This window comes from Sporosarcina sp. Y352 (assembly GCF_056786535.1).
The window spans coordinates 382,085-406,787 of the sequence record NZ_JBXCJE010000003.1 but is presented as its reverse complement, the minus strand read 5'-3'; the positions used below and the strand labels follow the sequence as shown (position 1 = coordinate 406,787).

General features: G+C 40.0%; 28 protein-coding genes. 25 read left to right on the top strand and 3 right to left on the bottom strand.

Annotated elements, in window-relative coordinates; all coding sequences use genetic code 11:
- Positions 1-6 precede the first annotated feature (6 nt).
- Genes AC1TO6_RS07455 through AC1TO6_RS07435 form a run of 5 tightly spaced genes read left to right on the top strand, consistent with a single transcriptional unit; the run spans position 7 to position 4,649 of the window.
- Positions 7-885 carry a branched-chain amino acid ABC transporter permease gene (locus tag AC1TO6_RS07455; RefSeq protein WP_482100969.1) on the top strand — a complete coding sequence of 293 codons (879 nt, stop codon included), beginning with the start codon at positions 7-9 and terminating at the stop codon, positions 883-885.
- Positions 885-1,916: a branched-chain amino acid ABC transporter permease gene (locus AC1TO6_RS07450; RefSeq protein WP_482100968.1), complete on the top strand. Its 1,032-nt coding sequence runs from the start codon at positions 885-887 to the stop codon at positions 1,914-1,916. Before AC1TO6_RS07455 ends, AC1TO6_RS07450 begins: the two co-directional genes overlap by 1 nt.
- Before the next feature lie 16 nt (positions 1,917-1,932).
- The gene (locus tag AC1TO6_RS07445) at positions 1,933-2,718 is read left to right on the top strand and encodes an ABC transporter ATP-binding protein (RefSeq protein WP_482100967.1); all 786 of its coding nucleotides are present in this window, start codon (positions 1,933-1,935) and stop codon (positions 2,716-2,718) included.
- On the top strand, positions 2,715-3,455 hold the full coding sequence (locus AC1TO6_RS07440) for an ABC transporter ATP-binding protein (protein ID WP_482100966.1): 741 nt from the start codon (positions 2,715-2,717) through the stop codon (positions 3,453-3,455). Before AC1TO6_RS07445 ends, AC1TO6_RS07440 begins: the two co-directional genes overlap by 4 nt.
- Before the next feature lie 15 nt (positions 3,456-3,470).
- A complete protein-coding gene (locus AC1TO6_RS07435; protein ID WP_482100965.1) occupies positions 3,471-4,649 on the top strand; it encodes an ABC transporter substrate-binding protein in 1,179 nt (392 codons plus the stop codon).
- A 151-nt stretch (positions 4,650-4,800) separates the two neighbouring features.
- Here the strand turns inward: AC1TO6_RS07435 and AC1TO6_RS07430 are convergent, their stop codons facing one another.
- Positions 4,801-5,250, bottom strand: coding sequence for a PaaI family thioesterase (locus AC1TO6_RS07430; protein WP_482100964.1), 450 nt, complete (start codon positions 5,248-5,250; stop codon positions 4,801-4,803).
- A 392-nt stretch (positions 5,251-5,642) separates the two neighbouring features.
- Between AC1TO6_RS07430 and AC1TO6_RS07425 the strand changes: the two genes are divergently transcribed.
- From AC1TO6_RS07425 to paaX, 14 genes are all read left to right on the top strand, one after another.
- Complete coding sequence (locus AC1TO6_RS07425; protein ID WP_482100963.1) at positions 5,643-6,668, top strand: NAD(P)/FAD-dependent oxidoreductase; 1,026 nt, start codon at positions 5,643-5,645, stop codon at positions 6,666-6,668.
- Positions 6,669-6,711: 43 nt separating this feature from the next.
- Positions 6,712-6,951 (top strand): ferredoxin, encoded by a 240-nt coding sequence (locus tag AC1TO6_RS07420; protein WP_482100962.1) that lies wholly within the window; start codon positions 6,712-6,714, stop codon positions 6,949-6,951.
- 272 nt (positions 6,952-7,223) lie between these two features.
- A complete protein-coding gene (gene paaA, locus AC1TO6_RS07415) occupies positions 7,224-8,129 on the top strand; it encodes a 1,2-phenylacetyl-CoA epoxidase subunit PaaA (protein WP_482101016.1) in 906 nt (301 codons plus the stop codon).
- Positions 8,130-8,148: 19 nt separating this feature from the next.
- Entirely contained in the window at positions 8,149-8,496 is a 348-nt protein-coding gene (gene paaB / locus AC1TO6_RS07410) for a 1,2-phenylacetyl-CoA epoxidase subunit PaaB (protein ID WP_482100961.1), read from the top strand.
- Positions 8,493-9,305 (top strand): 1,2-phenylacetyl-CoA epoxidase subunit PaaC, encoded by an 813-nt coding sequence (paaC, locus tag AC1TO6_RS07405; protein WP_482100960.1) that lies wholly within the window; start codon positions 8,493-8,495, stop codon positions 9,303-9,305. Before paaB ends, paaC begins: the two co-directional genes overlap by 4 nt.
- A 25-nt stretch (positions 9,306-9,330) precedes the next feature.
- Positions 9,331-9,831, top strand: a complete 501-nt coding sequence (paaD, locus tag AC1TO6_RS07400; protein ID WP_482100959.1) for a 1,2-phenylacetyl-CoA epoxidase subunit PaaD — start codon at positions 9,331-9,333, stop codon at positions 9,829-9,831.
- Between the two features lie 17 nt (positions 9,832-9,848).
- Positions 9,849-10,151 (top strand): EthD family reductase, encoded by a 303-nt coding sequence (locus AC1TO6_RS07395; RefSeq protein ID WP_482100958.1) that lies wholly within the window; start codon positions 9,849-9,851, stop codon positions 10,149-10,151.
- Positions 10,151-10,930: an enoyl-CoA hydratase/isomerase family protein gene (locus AC1TO6_RS07390; RefSeq protein WP_482100957.1), complete on the top strand. Its 780-nt coding sequence runs from the start codon at positions 10,151-10,153 to the stop codon at positions 10,928-10,930. Before AC1TO6_RS07395 ends, AC1TO6_RS07390 begins: the two co-directional genes overlap by 1 nt.
- Positions 10,931-10,942: 12 nt before the next feature.
- Positions 10,943-11,716, top strand: a complete 774-nt coding sequence (locus AC1TO6_RS07385) for an enoyl-CoA hydratase-related protein (protein ID WP_482100956.1) — start codon at positions 10,943-10,945, stop codon at positions 11,714-11,716.
- 13 nt (positions 11,717-11,729) lie between these two features.
- Positions 11,730-13,247, top strand: a complete 1,518-nt coding sequence (locus tag AC1TO6_RS07380) for an aldehyde dehydrogenase family protein (protein ID WP_482100955.1) — start codon at positions 11,730-11,732, stop codon at positions 13,245-13,247.
- A 133-nt stretch (positions 13,248-13,380) separates the two neighbouring features.
- A complete protein-coding gene (locus tag AC1TO6_RS07375) occupies positions 13,381-14,253 on the top strand; it encodes a 3-hydroxyacyl-CoA dehydrogenase (protein ID WP_482100954.1) in 873 nt (290 codons plus the stop codon).
- Positions 14,250-15,455, top strand: a complete 1,206-nt coding sequence (locus AC1TO6_RS07370) for a 3-oxoadipyl-CoA thiolase (RefSeq protein ID WP_482100953.1) — start codon at positions 14,250-14,252, stop codon at positions 15,453-15,455. Before AC1TO6_RS07375 ends, AC1TO6_RS07370 begins: the two co-directional genes overlap by 4 nt.
- 286 nt (positions 15,456-15,741) lie before the next feature.
- Positions 15,742-16,518, top strand: coding sequence for an enoyl-CoA hydratase-related protein (locus tag AC1TO6_RS07365; RefSeq protein ID WP_482100952.1), 777 nt, complete (start codon positions 15,742-15,744; stop codon positions 16,516-16,518).
- 86 nt (positions 16,519-16,604) lie between these two features.
- The gene (paaX, locus tag AC1TO6_RS07360) at positions 16,605-17,483 is read left to right on the top strand and encodes a phenylacetic acid degradation operon negative regulatory protein PaaX (RefSeq protein WP_482100951.1); all 879 of its coding nucleotides are present in this window, start codon (positions 16,605-16,607) and stop codon (positions 17,481-17,483) included.
- Between the two features lie 60 nt (positions 17,484-17,543).
- On the opposite strand, the gene AC1TO6_RS07355 is transcribed toward paaX, so the two are convergent.
- Positions 17,544-18,071 carry a gamma carbonic anhydrase family protein gene (locus AC1TO6_RS07355; RefSeq protein WP_482100950.1) on the bottom strand — a complete coding sequence of 176 codons (528 nt, stop codon included), beginning with the start codon at positions 18,069-18,071 and terminating at the stop codon, positions 17,544-17,546.
- Between the two features lie 84 nt (positions 18,072-18,155).
- Between AC1TO6_RS07355 and AC1TO6_RS07350 the strand changes: the two genes are divergently transcribed.
- The 6 genes from AC1TO6_RS07350 (at position 18,156) to AC1TO6_RS07325 (ending at position 23,518) form a co-directional block, all read left to right on the top strand.
- Positions 18,156-19,130, top strand: coding sequence for an NAD(P)H-dependent flavin oxidoreductase (locus AC1TO6_RS07350; RefSeq protein ID WP_482100949.1), 975 nt, complete (start codon positions 18,156-18,158; stop codon positions 19,128-19,130).
- A 1,259-nt stretch (positions 19,131-20,389) separates the two neighbouring features.
- Positions 20,390-20,866: a VOC family protein gene (locus AC1TO6_RS07345; protein ID WP_482100948.1), complete on the top strand. Its 477-nt coding sequence runs from the start codon at positions 20,390-20,392 to the stop codon at positions 20,864-20,866.
- A gap of 49 nt (positions 20,867-20,915) precedes the next feature.
- Positions 20,916-21,242 carry an EthD family reductase gene (locus AC1TO6_RS07340; RefSeq protein WP_482100947.1) on the top strand — a complete coding sequence of 109 codons (327 nt, stop codon included), beginning with the start codon at positions 20,916-20,918 and terminating at the stop codon, positions 21,240-21,242.
- A 33-nt stretch (positions 21,243-21,275) separates the two neighbouring features.
- Positions 21,276-22,211 (top strand): aldo/keto reductase, encoded by a 936-nt coding sequence (locus AC1TO6_RS07335; protein WP_482100946.1) that lies wholly within the window; start codon positions 21,276-21,278, stop codon positions 22,209-22,211.
- 115 nt (positions 22,212-22,326) lie between these two features.
- Positions 22,327-23,259, top strand: a complete 933-nt coding sequence (locus tag AC1TO6_RS07330; RefSeq protein ID WP_482100945.1) for an aldo/keto reductase — start codon at positions 22,327-22,329, stop codon at positions 23,257-23,259.
- A gap of 58 nt (positions 23,260-23,317) precedes the next feature.
- A complete protein-coding gene (locus AC1TO6_RS07325; RefSeq protein ID WP_482100944.1) occupies positions 23,318-23,518 on the top strand; it encodes a 2-hydroxymuconate tautomerase in 201 nt (66 codons plus the stop codon).
- A gap of 61 nt (positions 23,519-23,579) precedes the next feature.
- Here AC1TO6_RS07325 and AC1TO6_RS07320 read toward each other — a convergent pair whose 3' ends face one another.
- The gene (locus tag AC1TO6_RS07320) at positions 23,580-24,632 is read right to left on the bottom strand and encodes a zinc-dependent alcohol dehydrogenase family protein (RefSeq protein WP_482100943.1); all 1,053 of its coding nucleotides are present in this window, start codon (positions 24,630-24,632) and stop codon (positions 23,580-23,582) included.
- Between the last annotated feature and the right edge of the window lie 71 nt (positions 24,633-24,703).

The following is a 24,703-nucleotide window of genomic DNA, read 5'->3' as shown; positions in this document are numbered from 1 at the left end:
TGTGTGATGGGGGACCTTTTACAGTTTACGTTAACTGGGATGACAATTGGCAGTATTTATGCCATTGTCGCTCTCGGTTTCGTTACTATTTATAGTGTGACAAAGGTTATTAATCTAGCTCAAGGAGAATTTGTAATGTTGGGTGGTTTGACGATGTTTTCTTTATCGTCTGCCGGTATGCCCTACTGGCTCGGTTTTATTGTGACTATCATCTTTGTTTCGATGATAGGCTGGGGAATGGAGTTTGTTCTAATTAGGAGGGCTAAAGGAGCAAATGCCATTAGTCTGATTATATTAACGATTGGAACGGCCATATTTTTTCGTGGAATCGCTAGTATCATTTGGGGGAAGGATCAATTGCGAGTTGCTCCGTTTACAGAAAATAATCCGGTCAACATTGCAGGAGCTACAATTACACCACAAGCAATTTGGGTTATCGTAATAATGCTTTTAGTAGTTGTACTATTATATCTGTTACTTGATAAAACAATGGTAGGTAAAGCGTTCCGAGCGTCATCAGTAAATCCATTGGCAGCACGATTGATGGGAATCAGCCCTAAAAAAATGTCAGCGCTTTCATTCGCTTTAAGTGCAGCGCTCGGCGCATTGGCGGGTCTTGCTATCGCCCCAATTATGTTCCCAGCCTATGATATGGGTACAATGCTCGGCATAAAAGGTTTCTCGGCAGCAATTTTGGGCGGGCTTGGAAGTGCCCCAGGAGCTGTTATTGGTGGATTGTTGATTGGCTTATTGGAATCCCTAGGTGCTGGTTACATCAGCTCAGGAATGAAAGATGCAATTACTTTTTCGGCGATTCTGTTAATCTTACTAATTCGCCCTAGTGGTATTTTAGGTGAAAAAAGCGTTGGAAAAGGAGGATTGTGATGAAGTTACAAGGGGTTCAACAAACAAAATGGATGGGTGTGCTACTCTTTGCTTTGGTGATTATTGGATTCCCATTTGTGGTCACACAGTCATTCTATTTAACTCATGCAACATTCGCTGGCATTTACGCTATTATCGCAATTGGACTCGGGTTATTGATGGGATATGCAGGTCAAATTTCACTTGGACAAGCTGCGTTTTACGGTGTTGGCGCATATACGACGTCAGTATTGACGGCGACAATGGGGTGGAGTCCATGGGTAAGTCTGCCATTTGCACTTCTTATTCCTGGATTGCTGGCCTATGTCATGGGTCATACTATGTCACGATTAAGCGGCTACTATCTTGCAATGGCGACGCTTGCACTTGGAATAATCGTCCATACGCTACTGGTAGAATGGCGTGACGTAACAAAGGGTGCATCAGGGTTTTATGGAATACCGCAACTAAAATTATTTGGTTACACGATTAATCAAGGAATTCCCTATTATTACCTCGTTTGGTTTTTCGTCATCATCGTCTTAATTCTTTCTTTAAATATTGTTCATTCGAGAGTAGGGAGAGCGCTACGATCAATTCATGACAGTGAAATTGCCTCAAGTTCGATGGGTGTGAATACAGGGAAATATAAAATGCAAATCTTCATTTTAAGCGCTATGTTTGCCGGACTTGCGGGCTGGCTGTTTGCACATATGAGTTACAGTATTTCACCAGCAGCGTTTACATTCGATGCATCAATTCTTTTTTTAGCAATGGTTGTACTAGGAGGAAGTGGCAGTGTATGGGGAGCGTTAATCGGAACAATTCTGATCCGAGCTGTAGGTATTATCGTTCATATGCTTGGTGAACAGTTTCCTTTCATTACCAGTGACTTTGAACATGTCATTTACGGCTTGATATTAATGCTTGTTGTCATTTTTGTACCACGCGGCTTGTTCCCAACTATTGCTGATTGGATTGAATCAAATTTGTCGAAACAATCGAGTAAAAAACAAAGAATTAAACTAGGGGCAAAAAGGGAAGTTTCATGAAAGTGAGGCGATTTGATTGTTGAAGGTTGACGCTATTACGAAAAAGTTTGGTGGAGTCGTCGCCAATAATGAAGTTTCATTTACGGTTGAAGAAGGACAAATTGTTGGATTGATCGGTCCTAACGGCGCGGGAAAAAGTACAATGTTTAATATGATTTCTTCGATTTTTCCACCCACTACTGGAAGTATTACATTTTTGGGGAAAAGAATCGAAAAACTTCCAGCATTTCAAGTTGCGCCATTAGGTATTTCACGTACCTTTCAAAACATACAGGTATTTAAAAGTATGACAGTCATCGAGAATGTAATGGTTGGTCAGCATGTGCAAACGAAGACGGATATTCTTGGAATGATGTCACTACTTCTCGGTTCAAAAAGAGAAGAGAAGCAAGTATACGACAAAGCAATGAGTTATTTGGAGTTTTTTGGTCTTGAGGATCTCTATGATCAGAAGGCGGCTAGTTTATCACTCGGAAAGTTACGTCTGCTTGAATTCGCAAGAGCGTTTGCAACAAACCCGAAATTACTATTACTGGACGAAATTGCGGCTGGATTGAATCATAAAGAGACTCAAGAAATGAGCGAATTAATTATTAGAGTGCGCGATACGGGCGTGACAGTTTTAGTTGTCGAGCATGACATGGATCTTGTTATGAGCATTTGTGAGAAAATTATTGTTTTGGATCAAGGGACAAAAATAGCCGAGGGAACCCCAAAGGAAATTCAAGAGAATGAAGCAGTTATCACTGCCTACTTAGGAGCTGATATAGATGAAATCGAAAAGGTGGAGGAGGCGATATGAGCAAAAATAAATTAATGGACGTAGTCGATATATCTGTTAGTTATGGGCCTATCCAAGCCTTAAAGGGCGTCTCTTTATCCGTTGATAAAGGAGAAATCGTTGCATTGCTTGGTGCGAACGGTGCCGGTAAAACAACCTTATTGCAAACGATTTCAGGGATTTTAAAGCCGACTATTGGAAAAATAATATACCAGGGGAATGACATAACTGGAATGGAAGCAGAAAAAGTCGTTGGGAGACATCTTGTGCACGTACCAGAACATCGGCAAGTATTTTCAACGATGACTGTCTTGGACAACCTATATCTAGGTGCTTATCATCATCGTAAGAAGACCAAAATGAAAAATATTGAAAAAAATATCGAAAGAGTTTTTGGATTATTCCCTATATTAGAGGAGAGGAAAGACCAATTAGGTGGAACGATGTCCGGCGGGCAGCAGCAGATGCTTGCTATTGCACGAGGTGTTATGTCGGAGCCTGAATTACTACTTCTTGATGAGCCTACGCTAGGATTGGCCCCGCTTATTGCGAAAGATGTGCTTGAACTCGTTCGGGATTTACGTGCTGAATTCGGCACGACCATATTATTAATAGAACAGAATGTTACGGCCTCTTTAAAAATTGCCGACCGTGGTTATGTAATTTCACACGGAGGGATTGTAAATAGCGGGAGCTCTAAAGAATTGTTAAATGACCCTGAAGTAAAAGAAGCATACCTAGGTCAAACAGTACACTAAAATGGGGGATAAAAAATGAGAAAGTTATTTTTAACATCGCTATTGACTATAATGACTGTATTGATCCTTGCGGCATGTAGCGAGGGGTCAGACAATGAAGAAAGCTCTGGCGAAGTCAGTGAGTATAAAATTGGAGCTATTTACTCGAAAACTGGACCGAATAGTCCACTTGGCGAGCCAGAATGGAATGCAACTAAATTAATTGAAGACAAGATTAATAGTGAAGGCGGTATCAATGGAGTACCGTTGAAAATTATTTTAGCTGACGATGAATCTAGCCAGGAGAAGGCAACACAGGAAGCGAATCGTTTGGTCAATGATGAAAAGGTTCTTGTGCTTCTAGGTTCATCTGGAAGCGGTGAAAGTCTGGCGATTAAAGGGATTGCGATGCAGCAACAAGTACCGATGATTTCAGCTGCAGCAAGTACACATATCGTTGAGCCAGTCGAAGAAGCAAAGTGGGTGTTCAAAACGCCACAATCTGACAGACATGCGGTTGAGCGCGTTTATATGTATTTAAAAGAGCAGGGAATCAGTAAGGTTGGAACTATTATTGACTCAAATGCATTTGGTTCAAGTGGACTCGAACAGATGGAAGCACTAGCAAAGGAATATGACGTTGATATTGTTGCAAAAGAAAGTTACAACACTCAAGATCCAGATATGAGTGCACAACTCACAAAAATTAACAGTGCGAAAGCAGAAGCAATTGTCGTATGGGGAACAAACCCAGGTCCGGCAGTTGTCGCTAAAAACACACGTGACTTAGGTATTGATTTACCGATTATAGGAAGTCATGGGATCGCCAACCAAAACTTTATCACACTAGCTGAAGACGCGGCTGAAGGGGTTGTTATTCCAACAGGTAAGTTACTCTTCCCGGATCAGATTGCGGAGGATGATATCCAATTTGACGTGATTTCTACTTTTTATAAAGATTACTTAGATAAGTTTAGCAGTGAGCCAACAAACTTCGGTTCTTACGGCTATGATAACTTAATGCTTGTCATCGAGGCGTTGAAAAATGGAGCTACGGATCGCGAATCGATTCGTGATTATTTGGAAAATGACGTTACGAAATGGATTGGTACAACTGGCATTTACAACCTAACTGCTAAAGATCATAACGGTTTAACAGCAGATAGCTTAGTTATGGCTGTTGTTAAGGATGGTAAGTGGACGCTACTTAACTAATAATTAGGATCTTAGAATCAAAATACACCTATATCTATGACATATCCTCTTAATAGAAAACACCCCCCGCATCGATTAAAACCGATGCGGGGGGTGTTTTGTCTTTGTCATATTTAATTAGTCTACTTTGAAAAACCAGCCTCTTTTTAACTTACTCTTCTATTTGAATGAAATACTCTTTTTTTCGATATACCATTGCTTGCATCGTTGCAACAAGTTCTTTTCCATTACTGATATCAATAGTATACCAGGCAAGGCGGTGGTTTCGTTTATCTTCGCGGGCGACAGCAGTAATTGTTTCGCCGGGAAGAGCAGCTGACATAAAATTCATTGTCGTTGTAACTCCGACTGCAGTTTTTCCATATGAGTTACTTGCAACAGCAAAAACGTAATCAGCTAATGAAAACAATACTGCACCGTGAACCGTATTGTGCGAGTTTAACATATTCTCGTTAGGAACTAGTTCCGCTGTAGCTGTACCGGGACCAAAATCTATCAGCTTCATGCCGATAAACTGTGCGTATGGCTCCTGCTCCATAATAGTGCGAATTTCATCATAGTGTTGTTCATGGACAGTGAAATCGTCAATGCGTGTTGTCATTTTGCCACACCTCTCATTATTCAATATGTTTTTTGGAGCTTACTGCATAATTTAGTACTTAAAAGATGCAAATTCCTACGGAAATACTCAATTATTATAAAACATAAACTAAACGGTATATAAAAAAATAGATATACAACTAGTCAAAATAGTACCATATATAATTTGGAAAGTGAATAAAATTCTGAAAGTTACGTGAAAAGGGAGCAAAACTAAGAGTTTTCAGAAATTATTGTTGACACTGAATTAATTATGTATTAAAGTACTTTGTATAACAAGAAATAATCGTAACGTTCAAATACAGTTATACTATTGAGCTGGTACACATCGTCGGAATGTTTGCCAACACGTTGGCAAGTGAAATCAGATAATCGGAAAAGAGGAGTTTAGTTATGAGTAACGAACAAAAAGTCTTTGATGTGACAATTATTGGTGGAGGCCCTGTAGGATTATTTACCGCATTTTACGCCGGTATGAGAAAAATGTCTGTGAACGTAATTGAAAGCCTGCCACAACTTGGTGGTCAGCTCTCTGCTTTATATCCCGAAAAGTATATTTATGATATTGCAGGATTTCCGAAAATTAGTGGTCAGGAACTCATTGATAATTTAGTAAATCAAATGTCTCAATTCGAGCCGACGATCACACTTGAACAGGACGTTCAGCAAGTAGAGAAACAAGTTGATGGAACTTTTAAACTGACAACGAATCGCGCAATTCATTTTTCAAAGACCATAATTATCACGGCGGGTAATGGCGCGTTTCAACCCAAAAAACTAAATCTGGATTCAGCAGAAAAGTTCGAAGGGAAGAACTTGCATTACTTCATAAAGGATTTACAACAGTTTGCAGGTAAGAATGTACAAATTTTTGGAGGTGGCGACTCAGCTGTTGACTGGTCATTAATGCTAGAGCCGATTGCAAAAAAAGTGACGCTTGTACACAGACGAGATAAATTCCGTGCTCATGAGGCAAGTGTAGAAAAGCTAATGAACTCATCCGTTGAAGTCAAGACTCCGTTCGTGCCTATAGAATTTATTGGTGCAAATAATATAGAACAGGTTGTCCTTGAAAAAGTGAAGGGCGATCAAGAAGAAGTAATTGATGTAGATGACGTTATCGTAAACTACGGGTTCGTTTCATCACTCGGTCCAATTAGCGAATGGGGCCTTGAAATCGTGAAAAATAGTATTGTCGTCAACTCAAAAATGGAAACGAATATAGAGGGCATTTATGCAGCCGGTGATATTTGCACGTATGAAGGGAAAGTAAAGTTGATTGCAAGTGGATTTGGCGAGGCTCCGACAGCAGTCAGTAATGCTAAGGTTTACATCGATCCAACAGCGAAAGTACAAGCAACTCACAGTACAACGCTTATGGAACAAACAGAAAACAAGAAAGTTAAAGTCGGTCAATAAATGATAGGCGTGTTGCGAACAGTATAAGGAGGGGACGAATGGAATGGCTAAATATACGATTGTTGATCAGGAAACTTGTATTGCCTGCGGAGCGTGTGGGGCGAGTGCGCCAGACATTTTTGATTATAACGATGAAGGACTTGCGTTTGTACATCTAGATGATAACGAAGGGTGTTCTGAAGTTGATGAAGATCTATACGATGATCTAGAAGATGCATTGGAAGGCTGCCCTACTGATTCAATTAAAGTATCGCAACACCCAATTGTACTAGAGGAAGCATAAGAGAGTTAATCTAATTTCATAACTAGTCTATTCGCATGTTAACGGACTACTTAAAATTCAAAATTTGACAGTCAAAAATAAAAATTAAATTTATCAGAATACATTTGCTTTTTGAATATCTATGCACTATACTGACCTTATATATAACAATATACACAGTCATCGTTAAAATCTTGTTATACGACGTAGTGAGATTATATAGCTCAAATAAAGGGGGATTTAAATTGACGACTTTACAGATTACGGCTGATGAGGAAAAGGTAGCACATTTTATGCAACGTATTGAGGCAGGGGATAAGATCGAAGCAGATGATTGGATGCCTGAAGAATACAGACAGACATTGATTAAACTGATTTCAATGCACGGTATTAGCGAAATAATGGGAGCGCTTCCTGAGAAAGAATGGGTACCGAAAGCCCCTTCTCTTAATAGAAAGCTTGGCATTATGGCAAAAGTACAGGACGAAATGGGCCATGGCCAGCTGCTACTTCGAGTTACGGAAGACTTACTAGTACCATATGGCAAAAATCGTGGAGATATAATGCAGGACTTATTCAATGAGGACTTGAAATTTCATAACGTATTCCACATGGAAACAAGAACGTGGGCAGATGCAGGCCTCGTAGGCTGGCTTGTTGATGGAGCAGCTATTATTACACAGACTGATATGCTTGGGGCTTCATATGGACCCTACGCAAGGGCGTTGCAACGCATTTGTGCTGAAGAAGTATTTCATGCGCAGCATGGAGAGTCAATCATCATGGCGTTAGCAGAAGGCACGGAAGATCAAAAGGCAATGATTCAAGACGCTCTTAATCGCTGGTGGGAGGCATTACTGATGTTCTTCGGACCGGCAAGTAAAGAAACAACGGGTTCATCGAAACAAGACTTAACCATCAAATATAAAATCCGTACGAAAACAAATGAGGATTTCAGGCAACTCTTTTTTGATAAATACATTCCGCGTATATTATCGCTTGGCTTAACAATTCCAGATCCGACTTTCCACTACGATAAAGAAAATGAGTTATGGTCGTACCAACAACCAGATTGGGAAGAGTTTAAGAGAATTATTAAAAATAAAGGGCCCCGTTCACAAGCACGCCTGAACTTGCGCCGGTCATCTTATGAACATAGTGCATGGGTTCGTGATGCACTAAGCGCGACAATCAAATAAAGATAGGAGTTGGGGAAAAATGGCACAAGAGAATACATTTTATCAAGAATATGAAGTGTTTAGTAAACGGACGCCGAGTTCGTCATTCCAGCACCAATTCAGCTTGCTGGCTCCAAACGAAGAAATGGCTATCATGTTGGCGCAAGAAAATTTCATGCGCCGCGAACCGGTTGCCGACATTTGGGTTGTGAATCGGAACCACGTTAGAAGGTTGAACGCTGAAGAGAAAATGACGCTCGGCAGACTTGACAATAAAGATTATCGTACGACAAAAGGATACGGCTACTTAAAGAAAAAGTGGCGTCACTACGAACAGGGAATGTTGGATGAAAAAGAAATCTTGTCATGGGGAGGAGATCAGAAATGAGCACTATCGAAAACGTATTGACCGTGGAAAACAAAGAAGCGATAACGAGTTTGTTATTCCAATTAGCGGATGATGATTTCTTGTACTCTTATCGTGGATCTGAGTGGCTCGGGCTAGCTCCTCACATTGAGGAAGACGTCGCTTCTTCTTCAATTAGCCAAGACAGTATGGGGCATGCAGCAATGTTCTACAAGCTTCTAGAAGATTTGGGAGTGGGAGAAGCGGATGATCTGGCTCATTTGCGACCGGCACATGAAAGAAGAAACAGCATTTTGACTGAGCGAGTAAACGGTGATGGCTATTATATGGATACGCCCCAGTATGATTGGGCATATCAAGTTGTAAGAAGTTATTTTTACACACAAGCAAAAAAAATGAAAGTCGATTCTTTATGCCAAAGCTCGTATAGACCACTTGCTGAAGCGGCAGTAAAAGTGAAAATGGAACTTTATTATCACAGGTTACATTGGGAAACTTGGTTTAAGCAATTATTGAGTTCTACCGATGTTGCAAAAAAGAAAATGAATGATGCAATTGCTCTCGTTATGAATGACTTTGGAGATGTATTCTCTTTTGGAAATCAAGAACAAGCAATTGAAAAATATAAATTGATAGACAATGAGGAAAAGTTGAAAGAAAACTGGATAGCAAGCATCGAACCAGTGTTTGTTGCTCTACAAATGGATCTACCGACGATTCCTGAAAAACCAACGAATAATGGACGGAATGGCGAGCATACAGAAGATTTGGATGAAGCACTGCTTACACTTTCAGAAGTTTACAAGTTAGATCCGGCGGCTACCTGGTAACTGAAAAAGGAAAGAGGCGATCTTAATGACTACAACTTTAGAATTAACAACGGAGCGTGTATTAGAAGTGCTCATGACAGTGAAAGATCCTGAAATTGACTCAGTTAGCATTATTGACCTTGGTATGGTTGAAGAAGTCACGACTGAAGGAAATAACGTAAAAGTAGTTCTACTTCCGACGTTTTTAGGATGCCCGGCTCTCGACATTATTAAAAAAAACACGGCAAATGCTATAAAACAACTTCCTGAAGTGGAAGAAGTCGAAGTAGAAATCGTCTTTCATCCACCTTGGACGTCAGACCGTATTACAGAAGAAGGGCATGTGAATCTGCGAGCGTTCGGAATAGCTCCACCACCCCGCCATTTTGAAGAAGATGGTTCATGGCATGTTGATTGCGCATATTGTGGATCTACATATGTGACAATGGAAAATATTTTTGGGCCGACTGCGTGCAGAAGTATTTTGTATTGTAAGAGCTGTAAAAACGTATTTGAGGCAATGAAACCTGTTTCGACACTAATGTAAAGTGAGGAGAATAATAAATGGCTAAACTAATTGCGTTATACAAACACCCTGAAAATAAAGAGGAATTTGATGATCATTACTTCAATGTTCATGCACCAATTACAGCGAAAATTCCTGGACTGCGTGAAATGAAGGTAACTAAAGTAACTGGATCTCCAATGGGTGGCGAAGGAAAATACTACCTAACATGCGAGATGTACTATGACAATTTAGAAGCATTACAGCAAGGCTTACGTTCACCTGAAGGGAAAGCATCTGGTAAGGACTTAATGGGGTTTGCAGGTAATCTTGTCACATTAATGATTGGTGAGGATGCATAATGACCAGTTTCGAATTCATTGAAACTTCAATAGAGGGAAACGACATTGCGGTCATTTGTCTGAATCGGCCCCGTCAGTTAAATTCATTGAATCGGAAACTGATTAGTGAAGTAGTCATTGCGATGGAAGAATTTGATCGTGACGATACTGTAAGAATCATCGTGTTGACTGGAAAAGGACGCGCATTTTCAGCTGGAGCTGACATTGATGAGATGGCTAATGATAATCCAATCAGCCTTGAGCTTTTGAATCAATTTGCCGACTGGGACCGATTAGCTCTCATTAAAAAGCCAATCATCGGTGCAGTAAAAGGCTTCGTAATGGGCGGTGGGTTCGAACTTGCCCTTTGCTGTGATCTATTAATCTCAGCAAGCGGCACAGAATTTTCATTTCCAGAGGTTGGCCTTGGCGTCATGCCAGGTGCAGGAGGTACACAGAGGTTGACGAAACTTGCTGGTCGTACGAAAGCACTGGAATGGCTATGGACAGGGGAGCGGATTTCTGCGGAAACGGCTCTGAAACACGGAGTCATCAACAAAATCGTTGCCCCTGAACTATTAATGGAAGAAACGTTGAAATTTGCAAGTCGGCTTGCTAAACAGCCGCCACTTTCGGTACGCCTCATTAAAGATTCGGTAAATAAAGCAGTGGACTCTCCTTTAAATGAAGGAATGCAATATGAACGGAAAAATTTCTATCTACTATTCGCTTCACAGGATCAAAAAGAAGGTATGAACGCATTTGTTGAAAAAAGAAAACCAGATTTTCAAGGTAAGTAAGGAGGTAGCTCAATGTTTGAGACAATTCGTTATGAAGTTGAAAATGGAATTGCATGGCTCTATTTAAATAGGCCAGACAAACTGAATGCATTTATCGCACAGATGAACCGAGAAGTGAAAGATGCAGTCAAAGCCGCTTCCAATGATGACGCAGTTCGTTGTATTGTCATAACGGGTGAAGGACGGGCATTTTGTTCCGGACAGGATTTATCAGAAGTCGATGAAAACATGGACCATGGTCAAGTACTAAGAGACCATTATGGTCCGATGGTTAATCAAATTAGACAATGTGAAAAACCGATTATTGCAGCTGTAAATGGAGTTGCAGCTGGAGCCGGATTTAGCCTCGCACTTGCGTGTGACTTCAGACTTATTTCGGAACGTGCAAGTTTTTTGAACGCTTTTGTACATGTCGGTCTTATTCCTGATTCTGGTAATCTCTATTATTTGACACAACTTGTAGGACATTCCAAAGCGTTGGAACTAGCCGTTTTAGGAGAAAAAGTACCAGCCGATAAGGCAGTAGAAATGGGTCTTGCGAATCGACTTATTTCATCTGAAACATGGGAAGAAGATATAACCACATTTGCAGCGCATCTTGCCGCTCTGCCAACAAAAGCAATAGGCTTGATAAAACGATCCTTGAAAGCAGTTACGGAATTATCTTTTGAAGATTATCTTGAACAAGAAGCACAAGGGCAGCGTATAGCTGGTTTAACAACTGATCATCGTGAAGGTGTTACTGCATTTATGGAAAAACGCAAACCTGTTTATACAGGACAATAGGAGGAATAAACCAATGACGACAATTCAAGAAGGAAAAATAGAGCAAGAATCCATGAAACGTGACTTTTACAAACTTTTTATTAACGGTGAACAAGTCGAAAGTAGCAATGGCGAACGCACAAAAATTTACAATCCTGCGACGGGTGAACTTCTTGCGGAAGTAGCAAAAGCAACACAAGAAGATGCTGAAAGAGCTGTTCAAGCTGCTAGAGATTCATTTGATAATGGAAAATGGAAAATAACGCCTGCAGGACGTCGTGCACGTGTACTCAACAAAATTGCAGCAATTATGGGCTCACGCTTTAATGAGCTGGTGGAACTTGAAATTTTAAATACAGGTAAATCACTTGCAGCTGCTAAAGGCCAGATTTCACAAGCAATTGAAGACTTTGAATTTTACGCAGGCGCAATTGTTGGCCACGGTGGATCTGTAAACAACGTACCTGGTCAATTCCATAACTACACAGAAAAAGAACCACTTGGTGTATGTGCGCAAATTATTCCGTGGAACTATCCACTTATGATGGCTGCTTGGAAAATTGCTCCGGCGATTGCAGCAGGTTGCTCGGTTGTAATTAAACCAGCGTCACTAACGCCGCTTACAGCTATTATTCTTGGGGAAATTTGTTTCGAAGCAGGCGTTCCAGCAGGCGTTGTTAACATTTTACCAGGATCTGGTTCTGAAATTGGTAACTACTTGGTAGAACATGATCTAGTGAATAAAGTTGCGTTCACGGGTTCTACACCAATCGGAAAAGACATTATGGCAAGAGCAGCAGGAACTGTAAAACGCGTAACACTAGAACTTGGTGGGAAATCTCCAAGCCTTGTTTTTGAAGATGCAGACATTGAGGCGGCCGTTGATGGTTCACTCTATGGTGCATTCAATAACACAGGTCAATCTTGTGATGCACGTACGCGTATCTATATTCATGAAAATGTTTACGATGAGTTCGTTGAGAAGTTTATTGCTAAAACAGAAAAACTAGCAATTGGAGATCCATTTGATAAAGGAACACATATGGGCGCGGTTATCGATCAAGGACAATTGGACACAGTGAAAATGTATGTTCAATCTGCGATTGATGAAGGTGCGGAAATCCTTACTGGCGGGAAAGAATTGAAACCAGAAGGCTTTGAAAACGGGTATTGGTATGCGCCGACAATTATTGGAAACGTAACACAAGAAATGAAGGTTGTGCGTGAAGAAATCTTCGGTCCAGTTGTTGTAGTATCGAAGTTTAAAACGGAAAAAGAGGCAATTGCATTAGCGAATGACTCAGAATTTGGTCTAGCTTCTTCTATTTGGTCAACAAATGATGCAACTACAACACGTGTTGCAAACCAAATTCAAGCGGGAATCGTTATGATTAATACGCCATTCTCTGCATTCCCAGGTACACCATTCGGTGGCTATAAACAATCCGGATTTGGCCGTGAACTATCAGTCGGATCGCTTGATCTTTACACTGAAACGAAAAGCATCATGTCGTACTTCGGCAGCCGTCCAGTAAACCCATTCGGACTATAATTGACCCGAGCGGCTTGCGCCTGGAGCTAGACATTGTTCCATATTGAAAACTTATAATGATCTATTAAAAAATGACGGACAGGGATGTGTTATCTCTTGTCCGTATTCTTTCATCATAAAAAGGAGGGTACTGATGATTAATCGTATAGTTGTTGTCGGTTCCGGCGTGATGGGTAGAGGGATTGCCTATGTTGGAGCACTTGGTGGGTATTCAGTTACGATTGTTGATATTAACGAGACTGCACTACAAAATGCAAAGAATGAAATTGAAGTTATTTTTGAAAAAGGACTTAAGTATGGAAAAATCTCAGCGGATACAGCTGAAAAGGCGCGCCAAAATTTAAACTATGAAAACAATCTTGCAAAAGTTGCAGGAAACGCGGATTTAATTATTGAAGCCGTACCTGAACTAGCATCGATTAAAAAACAAGTGTTTGAAGAAATAGAAGAACACGCTTCAAAAGAGTGTTATTTTGCAACGAATACATCGACGATGAGTCCGACAGAAATTGCTTCTTTCGGTAAACGTCCAGAAAAAACAATCGCTATGCACTTTTTCAATCCTGTACATAAAATGCCACTTGTTGAAATTGTTCGTGGTTTGGAAACAAGTGATGAAACGGCGGATGTAATTAGACAAGTAGCCGTGAATATGGGCAAAGAAACTGTTGTTATTAATGAATTTCCAGGATTCGTCACAAGCCGAATTAGTGCACTTGTTGGCAACGAAGCATTTTACATGCTACAAGAAGGGCTTGGAACACCAGAAGAAATTGATAAAGCAATTAAGCTTGGTTTAAATTACCCCATGGGACCATTTGAACTCGTGGATTTGGTTGGACTTGATGCGCGTCTGAATAACTTGAAATATTTACACGAAAAGCTTGGAGAGAAGTACCGTCCCGCGCCTCTATTGGAGCAATATGTAAAAGCGGGCCGCCTTGGTCGAAAAAGTGGTAAAGGCGTATACGACTATACAATTGTAGAAGAGGTGGTTACGAAATGAGAGAAGTAGTCATAGTAGATGCTGTCCGTACACCCATCGGTAGATATAATGGCGCGTTGAAAGACGTACGTCCGGATGATTTGGGAGCGGTTGTTATTAAGGCACTAGTCGAACGGAATCCCAACCTGCCGACAGAGAAAATTGAAGAAGTTATATTCGGAAACGCTAATCAAGCTGGGGAAGATAACCGTAATGTAGCTCGAATGTCCGGCTTGTTAGCGGGTCTTCCTGTCGAAGTGGCGGGCACGACGATTAACCGTCTTTGTGGTTCAGGGCTTGATGCTGTCATTTTCGCTGCAAGAGCAATCGCGATTGGAGATGGCGATATTTACATTGCCGGCGGAACAGAAAGCATGACGCGTGCACCCCTTGTCATGTCAAAACCTGATAAAGCATTTCCACGTGGCAATATGGAATTACAAGATACAACAATCGGTTGGCGCTTTACGAATAATAAGCTGAAAGAAATGTATGGCGTAGATTCAATGCCGCAGACAGCTGAAAACGTCGCACAACGATATGCGATAACGCGAGAAAATCAGGATTTATTTGCTTATGTAAGCCAACAACGTGCGAAAAGAGCAATGGAAGAAAATCGTTTCGCTGAAGAAATTGTACCGGTTGTCTATAAAGATCGGAAAGGTAACGAAATCACTGTGGATCGGGATGAACATCCAAGGGCGGACACGACGCTTGAAAAGCTTGGTAAACTGAAACCGATATTTGAAGGTGGTACCGTTACAGCAGGCAACGCTTCGGGTGTCAATGACGGTGCGTCTGCTTTGCTTCTTATGAGTGCTGAGAAAGCGAAAGAACTAAACCTTAAGCCGCTAGCTAAATATGTTATTGGAGCAACAGCGGGACTTGAACCTGCCGTAATGGGTCTTGGTCCGATATATGCTTCAAGAAAAGCATTGGAACGAGCAGGGCTGACAACAAATGATATTGGACTTGTTGAATTAAATGAGGCTTTTGCTTCTCAATCGCTTGAGTGTATACGCCAGTTAGAACTAGACGATAAAAAAGTAAACGTCAATGGTGGGGCAATCGCTTTTGGACATCCATTAGGTGCTAGTGGGGCCAGAATTCTTACTACACTTTTATATGAAATGAAAAAACAGGACGTTAAATATGGACTAGCAACGATGTGTATCGGGGTAGGCCAGGGAATTGCGGCAATTATTGAGAATGTAACGGAATAATTAGTTGAAAATAGCTGTCCTTCAAGGGCCGGTGCTCTTCTTGAAAAGGAAAGGATGAGCCACGGCAGGAGTTGGACAGTTTTTTTACACTAGGAAATGATAAAATCTCGTACTGTGGATAACCTGTGGAAGGTGATCTTTCACGTCTAGACTCCAGCGCCTAAGAGCTCGGATCATAAGTCATACCGGCTTGCGAGGCAAAGAAGGGCTCTTCGCCGGTCTGTCTTATGCCTGTCGCCCTTGACCAGGCGCTTGCGCTTTTGTTTATTATAAAGGAGATGGAAAAATGACAACTATTTTATATAAAAAAGAAAACAATATTGCATATGTGACTGTTAACCGTGAAGAAGCATTGAATTGCTTTAATTACGAAACACTACATCAACTTCAAGAGGTAACGGATTCTATTTCGTTAGATCAAGAGGTGAAAGTGGTCATTTTTACTGGAGCAGGTGAAAAATCATTTAGTGCAGGCGCTGATTTGAAAGAACGTAAGACACTAAATGAAACAGAGGTTAGGAGAAACGTCAAAGCAATTAGAGATGCGTTCAACAGCATTGCGAGTCTGCCACAGCCGACAATTGCTGCAGTGAACGGCTATGCACTTGGCGGCGGTTTTGAGTTGATGTTATCATGTGACTTTTCAATAGCGGTCGAGGGTGTGAAAATGGGGCTGACTGAAACGAGCTGGGCCATTATTCCAGGTGCTGGCGGGACGCAACGCCTTCCAAGACTTGTAGGAGAAATGAAAGCGAAAGAGTTAATCTTCACTGCAAGAAGAATCACTGCAGAAGAAGCTCTAGGGCTCGGTATTGTTTTGAAAGTTGTGAAAAAGGAAGAACTTCTTGCAGCTTGTGAACAACTAGCTTACGATATGATGAAAAATGGTCCGGTTGCAATTAGGCAAGCGAAGTATGCAATTACACAAGGGATGAACACGGATTTGCAGACGGGCCTTGCAATTGAATCGAAAGCCTACGAATTAATAATCCCGACCGAAGATCGAACGGAAGCTCTCCTTGCATTCAGTGAAAAAAGAAGTCCGCTATTTTTGGGTAAATAAGTTTTCTTTTATTGATAAAACGATATAATGGGAATAGGAAAAATCATGATACATTTTTATGTTCGAAAAAGAAAGAGTGAGGTTAATTGGCGAATGCACAATCAATGATTTTTACAATATATGGAGATTATATTCGTCATTACGGAAATAATATCTGGATTGGTAGCCTGATTAGATTACTGAAAGAGTTTGGACATAATGAACAATCCGTTCGTGTTGCCGTTTCCAGAATGATGAAGCAAGGGTGGCTTAATTCGGAAAAAAAGGGGAATAAAAGCTATTATTTCTTGACATCTCGTGGAGAAATACGAATTGAAGAGGCAGCTGCCCGAATATTTAAATTGATGCCACACGAGTGGGATGGGAAATGGCGTATATTGATGTACGCGATTCCGGAAGAAAAAAGACAGATTCGTGATGAACTGCGTAAGGAACTTTTATGGAGTGGACTAGGGAGCTTTTCAAATGGTTGCTGGATTACACCGAATGACCTTGGGGTAGAAGTAAGACTACTCATTGATAAATATAACATCCAAGCTTACGTGGATTTATTCCTATCCGAATATAAAGGACCGCAAGCAGACAGAGCGCTTGTTGAAAAAAGCTGGCCACTTTCAGAAATTGAAGGGAAGTATCAGGAATTCATTTCGACGTACAGCAATAAGTATATTGTTCATCAAAGCCTAATAAATAATGGGCAAATGACGAATGCAGAGTGCTTCGTAGAGAGAACAAACCTTGTCCATGAATATCGTAAGTTCCTTTTTATTGATCCTGGACTACCGAAAGAGTTGCTTCCAGAAATATGGAACGGAAATCATGCCGCTCATTTGTTTGAACAATATTATAAGCTATTGGCCCAATCGGCTAACCAATTTTTCGAAGATGTATTTCAAGAAGATAATGACATGCGCAGGAAAGATAAATCATATGATGCAGATGACCACCCGCTCATTATTGACTAATAACTATCGACAATTATCTTCATAAAAAAAAACTGGGTGCCTAAAGGCTACCCAGTTTTTTTACTCATTTTCACTGTTTTTGAAAATCTCTCGGTATTCATAGCCTTTTTGAACATATGAATCAATTGACAGTTGAATAATTTCGAAATCTTTTTCGTTCAATTCCCTTACTACTTTCCCGGGAGAACCGACAACCAGTGAGCGCGGAGGAATTATCTTTCCGGGTGGGATTAATGTGTTCGCGCCAATAATACACTCTTCACCAATTTCGGCATGGTCTAGAATTGTAGATCCCATGCCAATTATTGACCGTTTTCCAACTTTGCAGCCATGCAGGATTACATTATGTCCAACGGTCACTTCATCATCTATAATAACTGGAGCGCCCTCATATAAATGGATTGTTGAATTGTCCTGAATGCTACATCTATTGCCTATTGTAATAGACCCTTCATCCCCTCGTAGGACTGTATTAAACCAAATGGTAGATTCTAGCCCAACCTGAACTTCCCCGATAACTTTAGCACCTGGTGCGACGAAAACTGTTGGATCGAGAACTGGTTTTTTCCCTTTATACGTAATTATCATAAATATTACCCCCATTTTTTAAAGTATCATAATTGTTTTTTAACTCCATATACTATAACATATTTACATAGGAGTGGATGAAAAATGATATACGTTTGTGAAATGCTTCAGATTGATTTTCCGATTATTCAAGGTGGAATGGGCAACATTAGTAATGCCCAACTGACGGCAGCTGTTTCAGAGGCTGGGGGTCTAGGTACAATAGGATGCGGAACAATGACCCCGGAAGAAGTAGAAGAAATAATAGTTGAAACAAAAAAACTAACGGATAAAAACTTCGCAATCAATATCGCAATCAGTGTTTCACCATACGTAAAAGAACTTATTAACCTTGTTACCAAATATAATATTGCTGTTGTTTCGCTGTCGGCGGGAAATCCAGCGCCCTATATTTCAGAACTACATGAACGGGGTGTGATAGTCATTGCGCTCGTAGCTTCAGTGAAGCATGCCCAAAAAGCGGAAGCGGCCGGGGCAGATATATTAGTGGCAGAGGGGTTTGAAGCAGCTGGCATCAACTCAACTTTGGAGCTGACGACATTCACGCTAATACCGCAAATAGTGAAAAGTGTTAAAGTACCGGTAATTGCTGCGGGTGGAATCGGTGATGGCAGAGGATTGGCAGCTGCGCTAATGTTAGGCGCAAGTGGTGTGCAGATTGGTACGCGTTTAATCGCGACGAAGGAGGCGCCATTCCATGACACGTACAAGCAGAACCTTGTGAAAGCAAGTGATACAGAAACGTTACTTATTGGACGTAGTGTTGGAAGGTTGAGGCGGATTTTAAAGACACCTTATGCTATGAAACTTAATAGCTTGGAAAGAGCAGGAATGACAATTGAACAATATGGTGAAATGACATCGGAAAAACAACATGTTAAAGGTGCAATTGAAGGCGATATGGAAAATGGTTTTATCAATAGCGGTCAAATTGCCGGATTGATCGAAAACATTCCGACTGTTAAAGATTTACTAAATAGTATGATGGAAGAAGCGGAAAATAGAATGAATAAATCACTAGGTGAATTCGGAAAAATACAAAGAAATAAAAATGATTAGGCAAGTAATGCAATACCTAATCGACCGGGTTAATGCCACTAGTACTGTATTTTTCGTATAGATTCATCGATTAATTTAGTATGTCTAGCATTCGTAGCTGTCAAGCTCTTGCAGAAATCAGAAAAACGCTGTTGTAGATAGATATAAGGGATATCTGAAGTTGAATGAAGGTAAAAGATCTGAACCGATTAAACACCAACCCGCGTCATGGAGAAAAATGAATTTGTTTAGTTGAGGTTACGAACCAGGTAATCCTACTAGAATATCTGAAGCTTAGCAGCTATTAATGTGTAAGTACAACACGCACCGACGGGAATAGCTGTCGGTGTATTTATATTCATGAAATAGGGGAGAGGAGATGGACAAGACAATTAAAGCCCCGGGAACGGCTCACGGTAATTCGTAATAGTAAGTGGTTAGAGCAGTACTCTTTCTGAAAAGCCTATACACATATTATACATAGTGAATAGACGAAAGACTGGTGTATAAGGGTTTAAGGGCTCTTAAAAATGTCCACCTGGGACATGATAATTACACTTGTAAAGTCGCGTAGGTGAAACGGTCAAGATTCGAACAATACCGTTTTACACATGATACTAATAGTTGATCGAAAAGCCCCTAATTAATAATAATTTGGGTTTTTTGTGTCTAAAAGAACAGGAGTCTTTGATATTCAAATAGATTTAAAAGGTTTATATTTGAAAAGTGAGCCGTCAAAAAATAAAAAAGATAATACTTTAATGAAAATCTATATATAGATTATTTATTAGGAGGTAGTTCCACAAAAATGGTAGTTAGTTTGGATGAGACAGTATAGATGTGAAAAAATCAAAATTTTCAAATAAAGGTTTACATATAATTCTACTTTATGGTATTCTATTAGTAGTGATACCGTTAGTAGACTTTGTATATCGTCTATCGGTGTCTTGAAAGCGTTAACATTCGCAATCGAAATACCTGTCTAGGAAATAGAACCTTCCATTTGAATATTATTCAAAAATGTCATGACTCTAAAGCATCATAGTATGACATATTAATTTTCAGAGTGGGAGCAGATGTTGTCTTACTGGTACTTTTGATGAAGTTCAAAGGACAATAGAGGAATTTGGTTCCAGTGAATCGAATGTATATGCTTTGATAGGTAATTTATCTAATCGAAAAGATCGGCATAGTTATTTCAAGAATCTGTTTGGTTATCAGGAGGAAAATTGGATACTTTAGTCAATTATTCAGATCATCAGCGCAAGGAGGATGAACGAATGGAGAATGAAGGAATCATTCGAGGAGTACATCACACTTCGTTTACAACACAGAATTTTGAAGGAATGTTGAGTTTTTATCGTGATTTATTAGGTTTTAAAGAAGTAGCAAAGTCGGAAATTCAAAGTGAAATATTAGATAATATCACAAGTATTCAAAACACAAAATTAAAAAATGCATTGTTATCTGCAGGTAACGCAATCATCGAGATTTTTCAGTATGTTAGTCCAGAAGGTAAACCTGGTACCCCTAATCGCCCAGCTAATGACGTGGGTCTTACCCATATTTGCTTTGATGTCGTCAATATTTTTCCTGTTTATAATCGGCTTAAAGCAGCCGGTGTGGAATTCAACTGTGAACCTCAAAATTTTAATGATAGAGTTATAGCAACTTATGGTCGTGATCCAGATGGAAACTTATTTGAATTGCAAGAAATTATTTATGCAAATCACCCTGCTCGGTTGAACTGGGATTAACGGTAACAGTAACAGTAACAGTAACAGTACTTTTCGCTGGAGGGGAAAAATGGCAAAGATTGTCGTGTTTTATAAACAAACAAAATATAAAGATGAATTTGAAGATTATTATTTCAATTTTCATATACCTTTGGTCCGAAAAATTACGCAAATCAAAAATTTGAAGATTTCTCGAGTCGTTCACCATAATAATACGATTCCTGATTTATATTTACATGGAGAAATTGAATTTGAAAATATGGCTACATTAAATCTGGCAATTGAGTCTCCAGAGGGTAAAGCGATGTTTGACGACGCTGTAATACTTAGGAAATACTTTGACTCACCACCAATCACCGCTTTTGTTGATTCGGTAGAGTTAGAGTCATATATATAAGTAAAATAATAATAAAATTGTAGGAGGGAAATCATGGAGTACACTACGCTAAAAAAGACGGATATTAAGATTTCAAAGATTGGAATCGGAACAAACAAAATAGGTGGTCATAATATTTTCAAAGGTTTGGATGAGAATGAGGGAAAAGCCTTTCTTGCAGAGGCCATTAATTTAGGTATGAATTTTATTGATACGGCGGATATTTACGGTCCTGGACGTTCTGAAGAATTGATAGGAGAGGCTCTCCAAAGCATTTCTACAAAAAGGGAAGATCTTGTCATTGCCACCAAAGGTGGAGTGGAGTGGGATATACCAGGTGGAGGTACTAGAAAAAATAATAAACCTAGCTATTTTAGGTCTGCGGTTGAAGCAAGTTTGAAAAGGATGCGTACTGATTATATTGATTTATATTATCTCCATTGGCCAGACCATGAAACACCATTTTCAGAGTCGATTGGGGAATTAGTTCGACTTAAGGAAGAAGGAAAGATTAGATCCATCGGTGTATCTAACTTAACCGTAGATCAGTTAAGAGAAGCTGCACAAGTTACTGATATTGTGGCTGCCCAATCTGATTATAATATGTTTGATAGAGGGGTAGAAAGAGATGTTTTACCTTTTTGTGTTCAAAATGAAATATCTTTCATTCCTTGTTACCCATTAGCATCAGGTCTTCTAGGCGGGCATTATAAGATTGGGGATACAATCCCGAAGGGAATGACAGAGGAAGAATTTCATCAAAGATTAGAAACCGTAGAAAAATTAAAGGCTGTGGCTGAAAGGAAGGAAGCAACCTTGTCTAATTTAGCGCTAGCCTGGCTTTTAGCACAAGATGGTGTTGATTCCGTCATCCCTGGTGGAAGACATCCGGGGCATGCCCAAGGCACAGCGAAAGCTACAGATGTAAAATTATCTCAAGGTGACCTTGATCTAATTCAAAAGATTTTAGGAAAGAGCGTATTGGCCTAAATGAACATTAGAAAGGATTGAAAGGTGCCCATCTTTCAGTCCTTTTCTATAATTAAATAGAGAAATCTAGTTAATAATCATAATGTTTAAGTTATCAAATACGAGGAGGGAAATGATGGAGTTTACTACCATAAAAAAAACAGATATTCGGGTATCCAAGATTGGAATTGGTACGAATAAAGTTGGCGGTCATAATATCTTTAAAAATCTCGATGAAAACGACGGGAAAAACTTTATTAAAGAAGCACTCTATCAAGGGGTTAACTTTATAGATACGGCTGATTATTATGGTCTTGGGCGTTCTGAAGAACTTATAGGTGAGGTCATTCAAGACATTGATCTGAAAAGAGAGGAACTCGTTATATGCACAAAAGGTGGCATGCAATGGAATGATGTAGGTGAAATAAAATTTAATAATCATCCGACCTATCTCCGTGCTGCTCTTGAAGCGAGTTTAAAAAGACTTGGTACGGATTATATTGATATCTATTATTTGCATTTTCCTGATAACAAAACATCTTTCTTAGAGTCCATAGGTGAATTAGCTCGCCTAAAGGAAGAGGGGAAGATACGAGCTATTGCTGCTTCCAATCTGAATATTGAACAGCTAAGAGAGGTAGTAAAAATCACGGACATTTCGGCTTTTCAAACAGTTTATAATCTGTTTGAAAGGGGAGTAGAAGAGGATATCCTTCCATTTTGCTTGAAAAATGAAATTTCCTTCCTGCCTTATTATCCTTTGTCCTCAGGTCTTCTCGGTGGGAACTACAAGATTGGTGATCCGGCTCCAAAAAGATTTACTGAAGAGGAGTTCCGCAAGAAAGTTGAGATAGCAGATCAATTGAAGAGAGTAGCTGAAACAAAAGGTATTACGTTGCCGAATTTAGCTATATCTTGGCTTTTGGCACAAAAGGGTGTAGATGCCGTTACCCCAGGAGGAAGACATCCGGACCATGCTAGAGGTATTGTAAAAGCTACAGATACCACGTTGACCTCGGAGGATTTAGAAGCAGTAGAAGAGATATTTAAGCATACGATTCAGTCTTGAATACTATAGGAAATGTAAAAAAAAGATTTTTTAAACGAACAGTAAAGGAGGAGAAACTATGCCGTTAATACAAATTAACTTGACGAAAGGACGCTCTGAGGAAAAGTTAGAGACGTTGATTCATGAGGTAACTAAAACAGTTTCAGAATTTGCAGAGGCACCGCAAAGCGCCATACATGTTGTGATAAATGAAATTGAACCGCAACACTGGGGAATTGCTGGTGAATCGGTGAAAAAAAGAAGAGAGAGACAGGCGTAAACTTACTTTCATATTAATATAGCAAAAAGCTGATGGAATTCCATCAGCTTTTTTACCTGTTCTAAAATTTATTTAAGATCGTAAGCCCAGTTGTTTCGAAATTTGTCATTGCTTCTAAAACAGAACTCACTTCATGGACACTAATGGTACTTGTAATCAATTTCTTTGGTTGGAAGATACCTTTGGATACCATATCTAACATATCCCCATATCGATAAGCGGGTGATCCGTAAGAACCTAAAATATCAAGTTCTGTTGCCACAATTAAATCGCTTGGGAAGGAGATGAATCCCTGTTCTTTTTCAGTTGTCATTCCAAGCTGTAGATGACGACCTCTTTTTCTCAAACTTAGAATCGAGGATTGAGCAGTTGCAGAAATACCAAGAGCATCAATTGAAACGTGAGCGCCTCCCTTTGTTATTTCGCGAACGGCTTCCGGTGCATTCTGAGTTCTTGAATTTACAGTGGCAACAGCTCCACATTCTCTAGCGAACTCTAATTTTTTATCATCAATATCCACGGCAATGACGTTTGCACCTAGTGCTGCTGAGATTTGTATAGCAGAAAGTCCGACACCACCACAACCCGTAACAACCACCCATTCACCACCTTGAACTTTGGCGCGGTCGAGGACTCCGTGAAAAGCAGTAGCAAAGCGACAGCCAATCGCAGCTGCTTCCAAAAAGTCAACATTATCAGGCAAGAGAGCTAAATTGAAATCTGCAGATGGAACATGGACGTATTCTCCGAACCCACCCCAATATGCAATTCCAGGGGATTGGGGGTGATCACATATGTTTTGATGTCCTCTACGGCACATTTCACACACTCCGTCACCACCACTAACAGGTACAACAACACGGTCATTCTTTTTGAAGTTCTTCACATTTTTACCAACTTCAATTACAACTCCACTTAGTTCATGTCCAAAAACATGAGGAAGACTCAGCTGTAAACCTGCCCAATCAAAGTGCCCTTGCCAAAGGTGCCAATCGCTTCGGCAGATCCCGTTAGCCTCCGTTTTGACGATTACTCCATCCGGTGTAAGTTCAGGGTCCGGCACATTTTTTACTACTAGGGGTTTACCGATTTCCTCCATTACCGCTGCTAACATATTATCTACACCCTTTCAAATTTGATGTTTATTTAGTCTTAAAGAATAATTTTAGGTTATAGGACATTATA

Excerpts from the sequence above, each read along its gene's own strand:
- AC1TO6_RS07390 (WP_482100957.1), top strand. The coding sequence starts at position 10,151 with ATGACCAGTTTCGAATTCATTGAAACTTCAATAGAGGGAAACGACATT.
- AC1TO6_RS07385 (WP_482100956.1), top strand. The coding sequence starts at position 10,943 with ATGTTTGAGACAATTCGTTATGAAGTTGAAAATGGAATTGCATGGCTC.
- AC1TO6_RS07355 (WP_482100950.1), bottom strand. The coding sequence starts at position 18,071 with ATGATAATTACGTATAAAGGGAAAAAACCAGTTCTCGATCCAACAGTT.
- AC1TO6_RS07350 (WP_482100949.1), top strand. The coding sequence starts at position 18,156 with ATGATATACGTTTGTGAAATGCTTCAGATTGATTTTCCGATTATTCAA.
- AC1TO6_RS07425 (WP_482100963.1), top strand. The coding sequence starts at position 5,643 with ATGAGTAACGAACAAAAAGTCTTTGATGTGACAATTATTGGTGGAGGC.
- AC1TO6_RS07430 (WP_482100964.1), bottom strand. The coding sequence starts at position 5,250 with ATGACAACACGCATTGACGATTTCACTGTCCATGAACAACACTATGAT.
- AC1TO6_RS07330 (WP_482100945.1), top strand. The coding sequence starts at position 22,327 with ATGGAGTTTACTACCATAAAAAAAACAGATATTCGGGTATCCAAGATT.
- paaB (WP_482100961.1), top strand. The coding sequence starts at position 8,149 with ATGGCACAAGAGAATACATTTTATCAAGAATATGAAGTGTTTAGTAAA.
- AC1TO6_RS07375 (WP_482100954.1), top strand. The coding sequence starts at position 13,381 with ATGATTAATCGTATAGTTGTTGTCGGTTCCGGCGTGATGGGTAGAGGG.
- AC1TO6_RS07320 (WP_482100943.1), bottom strand. The coding sequence starts at position 24,632 with ATGTTAGCAGCGGTAATGGAGGAAATCGGTAAACCCCTAGTAGTAAAA.
- paaC (WP_482100960.1), top strand. The coding sequence starts at position 8,493 with ATGAGCACTATCGAAAACGTATTGACCGTGGAAAACAAAGAAGCGATA.
- AC1TO6_RS07325 (WP_482100944.1), top strand. The coding sequence starts at position 23,318 with ATGCCGTTAATACAAATTAACTTGACGAAAGGACGCTCTGAGGAAAAG.
- paaA (WP_482101016.1), top strand. The coding sequence starts at position 7,224 with ATGCAACGTATTGAGGCAGGGGATAAGATCGAAGCAGATGATTGGATG.
- AC1TO6_RS07370 (WP_482100953.1), top strand. The coding sequence starts at position 14,250 with ATGAGAGAAGTAGTCATAGTAGATGCTGTCCGTACACCCATCGGTAGA.
- AC1TO6_RS07440 (WP_482100966.1), top strand. The coding sequence starts at position 2,715 with ATGAGCAAAAATAAATTAATGGACGTAGTCGATATATCTGTTAGTTAT.
- AC1TO6_RS07395 (WP_482100958.1), top strand. The coding sequence starts at position 9,849 with ATGGCTAAACTAATTGCGTTATACAAACACCCTGAAAATAAAGAGGAA.
- paaD (WP_482100959.1), top strand. The coding sequence starts at position 9,331 with ATGACTACAACTTTAGAATTAACAACGGAGCGTGTATTAGAAGTGCTC.
- AC1TO6_RS07435 (WP_482100965.1), top strand. The coding sequence starts at position 3,471 with ATGAGAAAGTTATTTTTAACATCGCTATTGACTATAATGACTGTATTG.
- AC1TO6_RS07380 (WP_482100955.1), top strand. The coding sequence starts at position 11,730 with ATGACGACAATTCAAGAAGGAAAAATAGAGCAAGAATCCATGAAACGT.
- AC1TO6_RS07365 (WP_482100952.1), top strand. The coding sequence starts at position 15,742 with ATGACAACTATTTTATATAAAAAAGAAAACAATATTGCATATGTGACT.
- AC1TO6_RS07345 (WP_482100948.1), top strand. The coding sequence starts at position 20,390 with ATGGAGAATGAAGGAATCATTCGAGGAGTACATCACACTTCGTTTACA.
- AC1TO6_RS07455 (WP_482100969.1), top strand. The coding sequence starts at position 7 with ATGGGGGACCTTTTACAGTTTACGTTAACTGGGATGACAATTGGCAGT.
- AC1TO6_RS07450 (WP_482100968.1), top strand. The coding sequence starts at position 885 with ATGAAGTTACAAGGGGTTCAACAAACAAAATGGATGGGTGTGCTACTC.
- AC1TO6_RS07420 (WP_482100962.1), top strand. The coding sequence starts at position 6,712 with ATGGCTAAATATACGATTGTTGATCAGGAAACTTGTATTGCCTGCGGA.
- AC1TO6_RS07340 (WP_482100947.1), top strand. The coding sequence starts at position 20,916 with ATGGCAAAGATTGTCGTGTTTTATAAACAAACAAAATATAAAGATGAA.
- AC1TO6_RS07335 (WP_482100946.1), top strand. The coding sequence starts at position 21,276 with ATGGAGTACACTACGCTAAAAAAGACGGATATTAAGATTTCAAAGATT.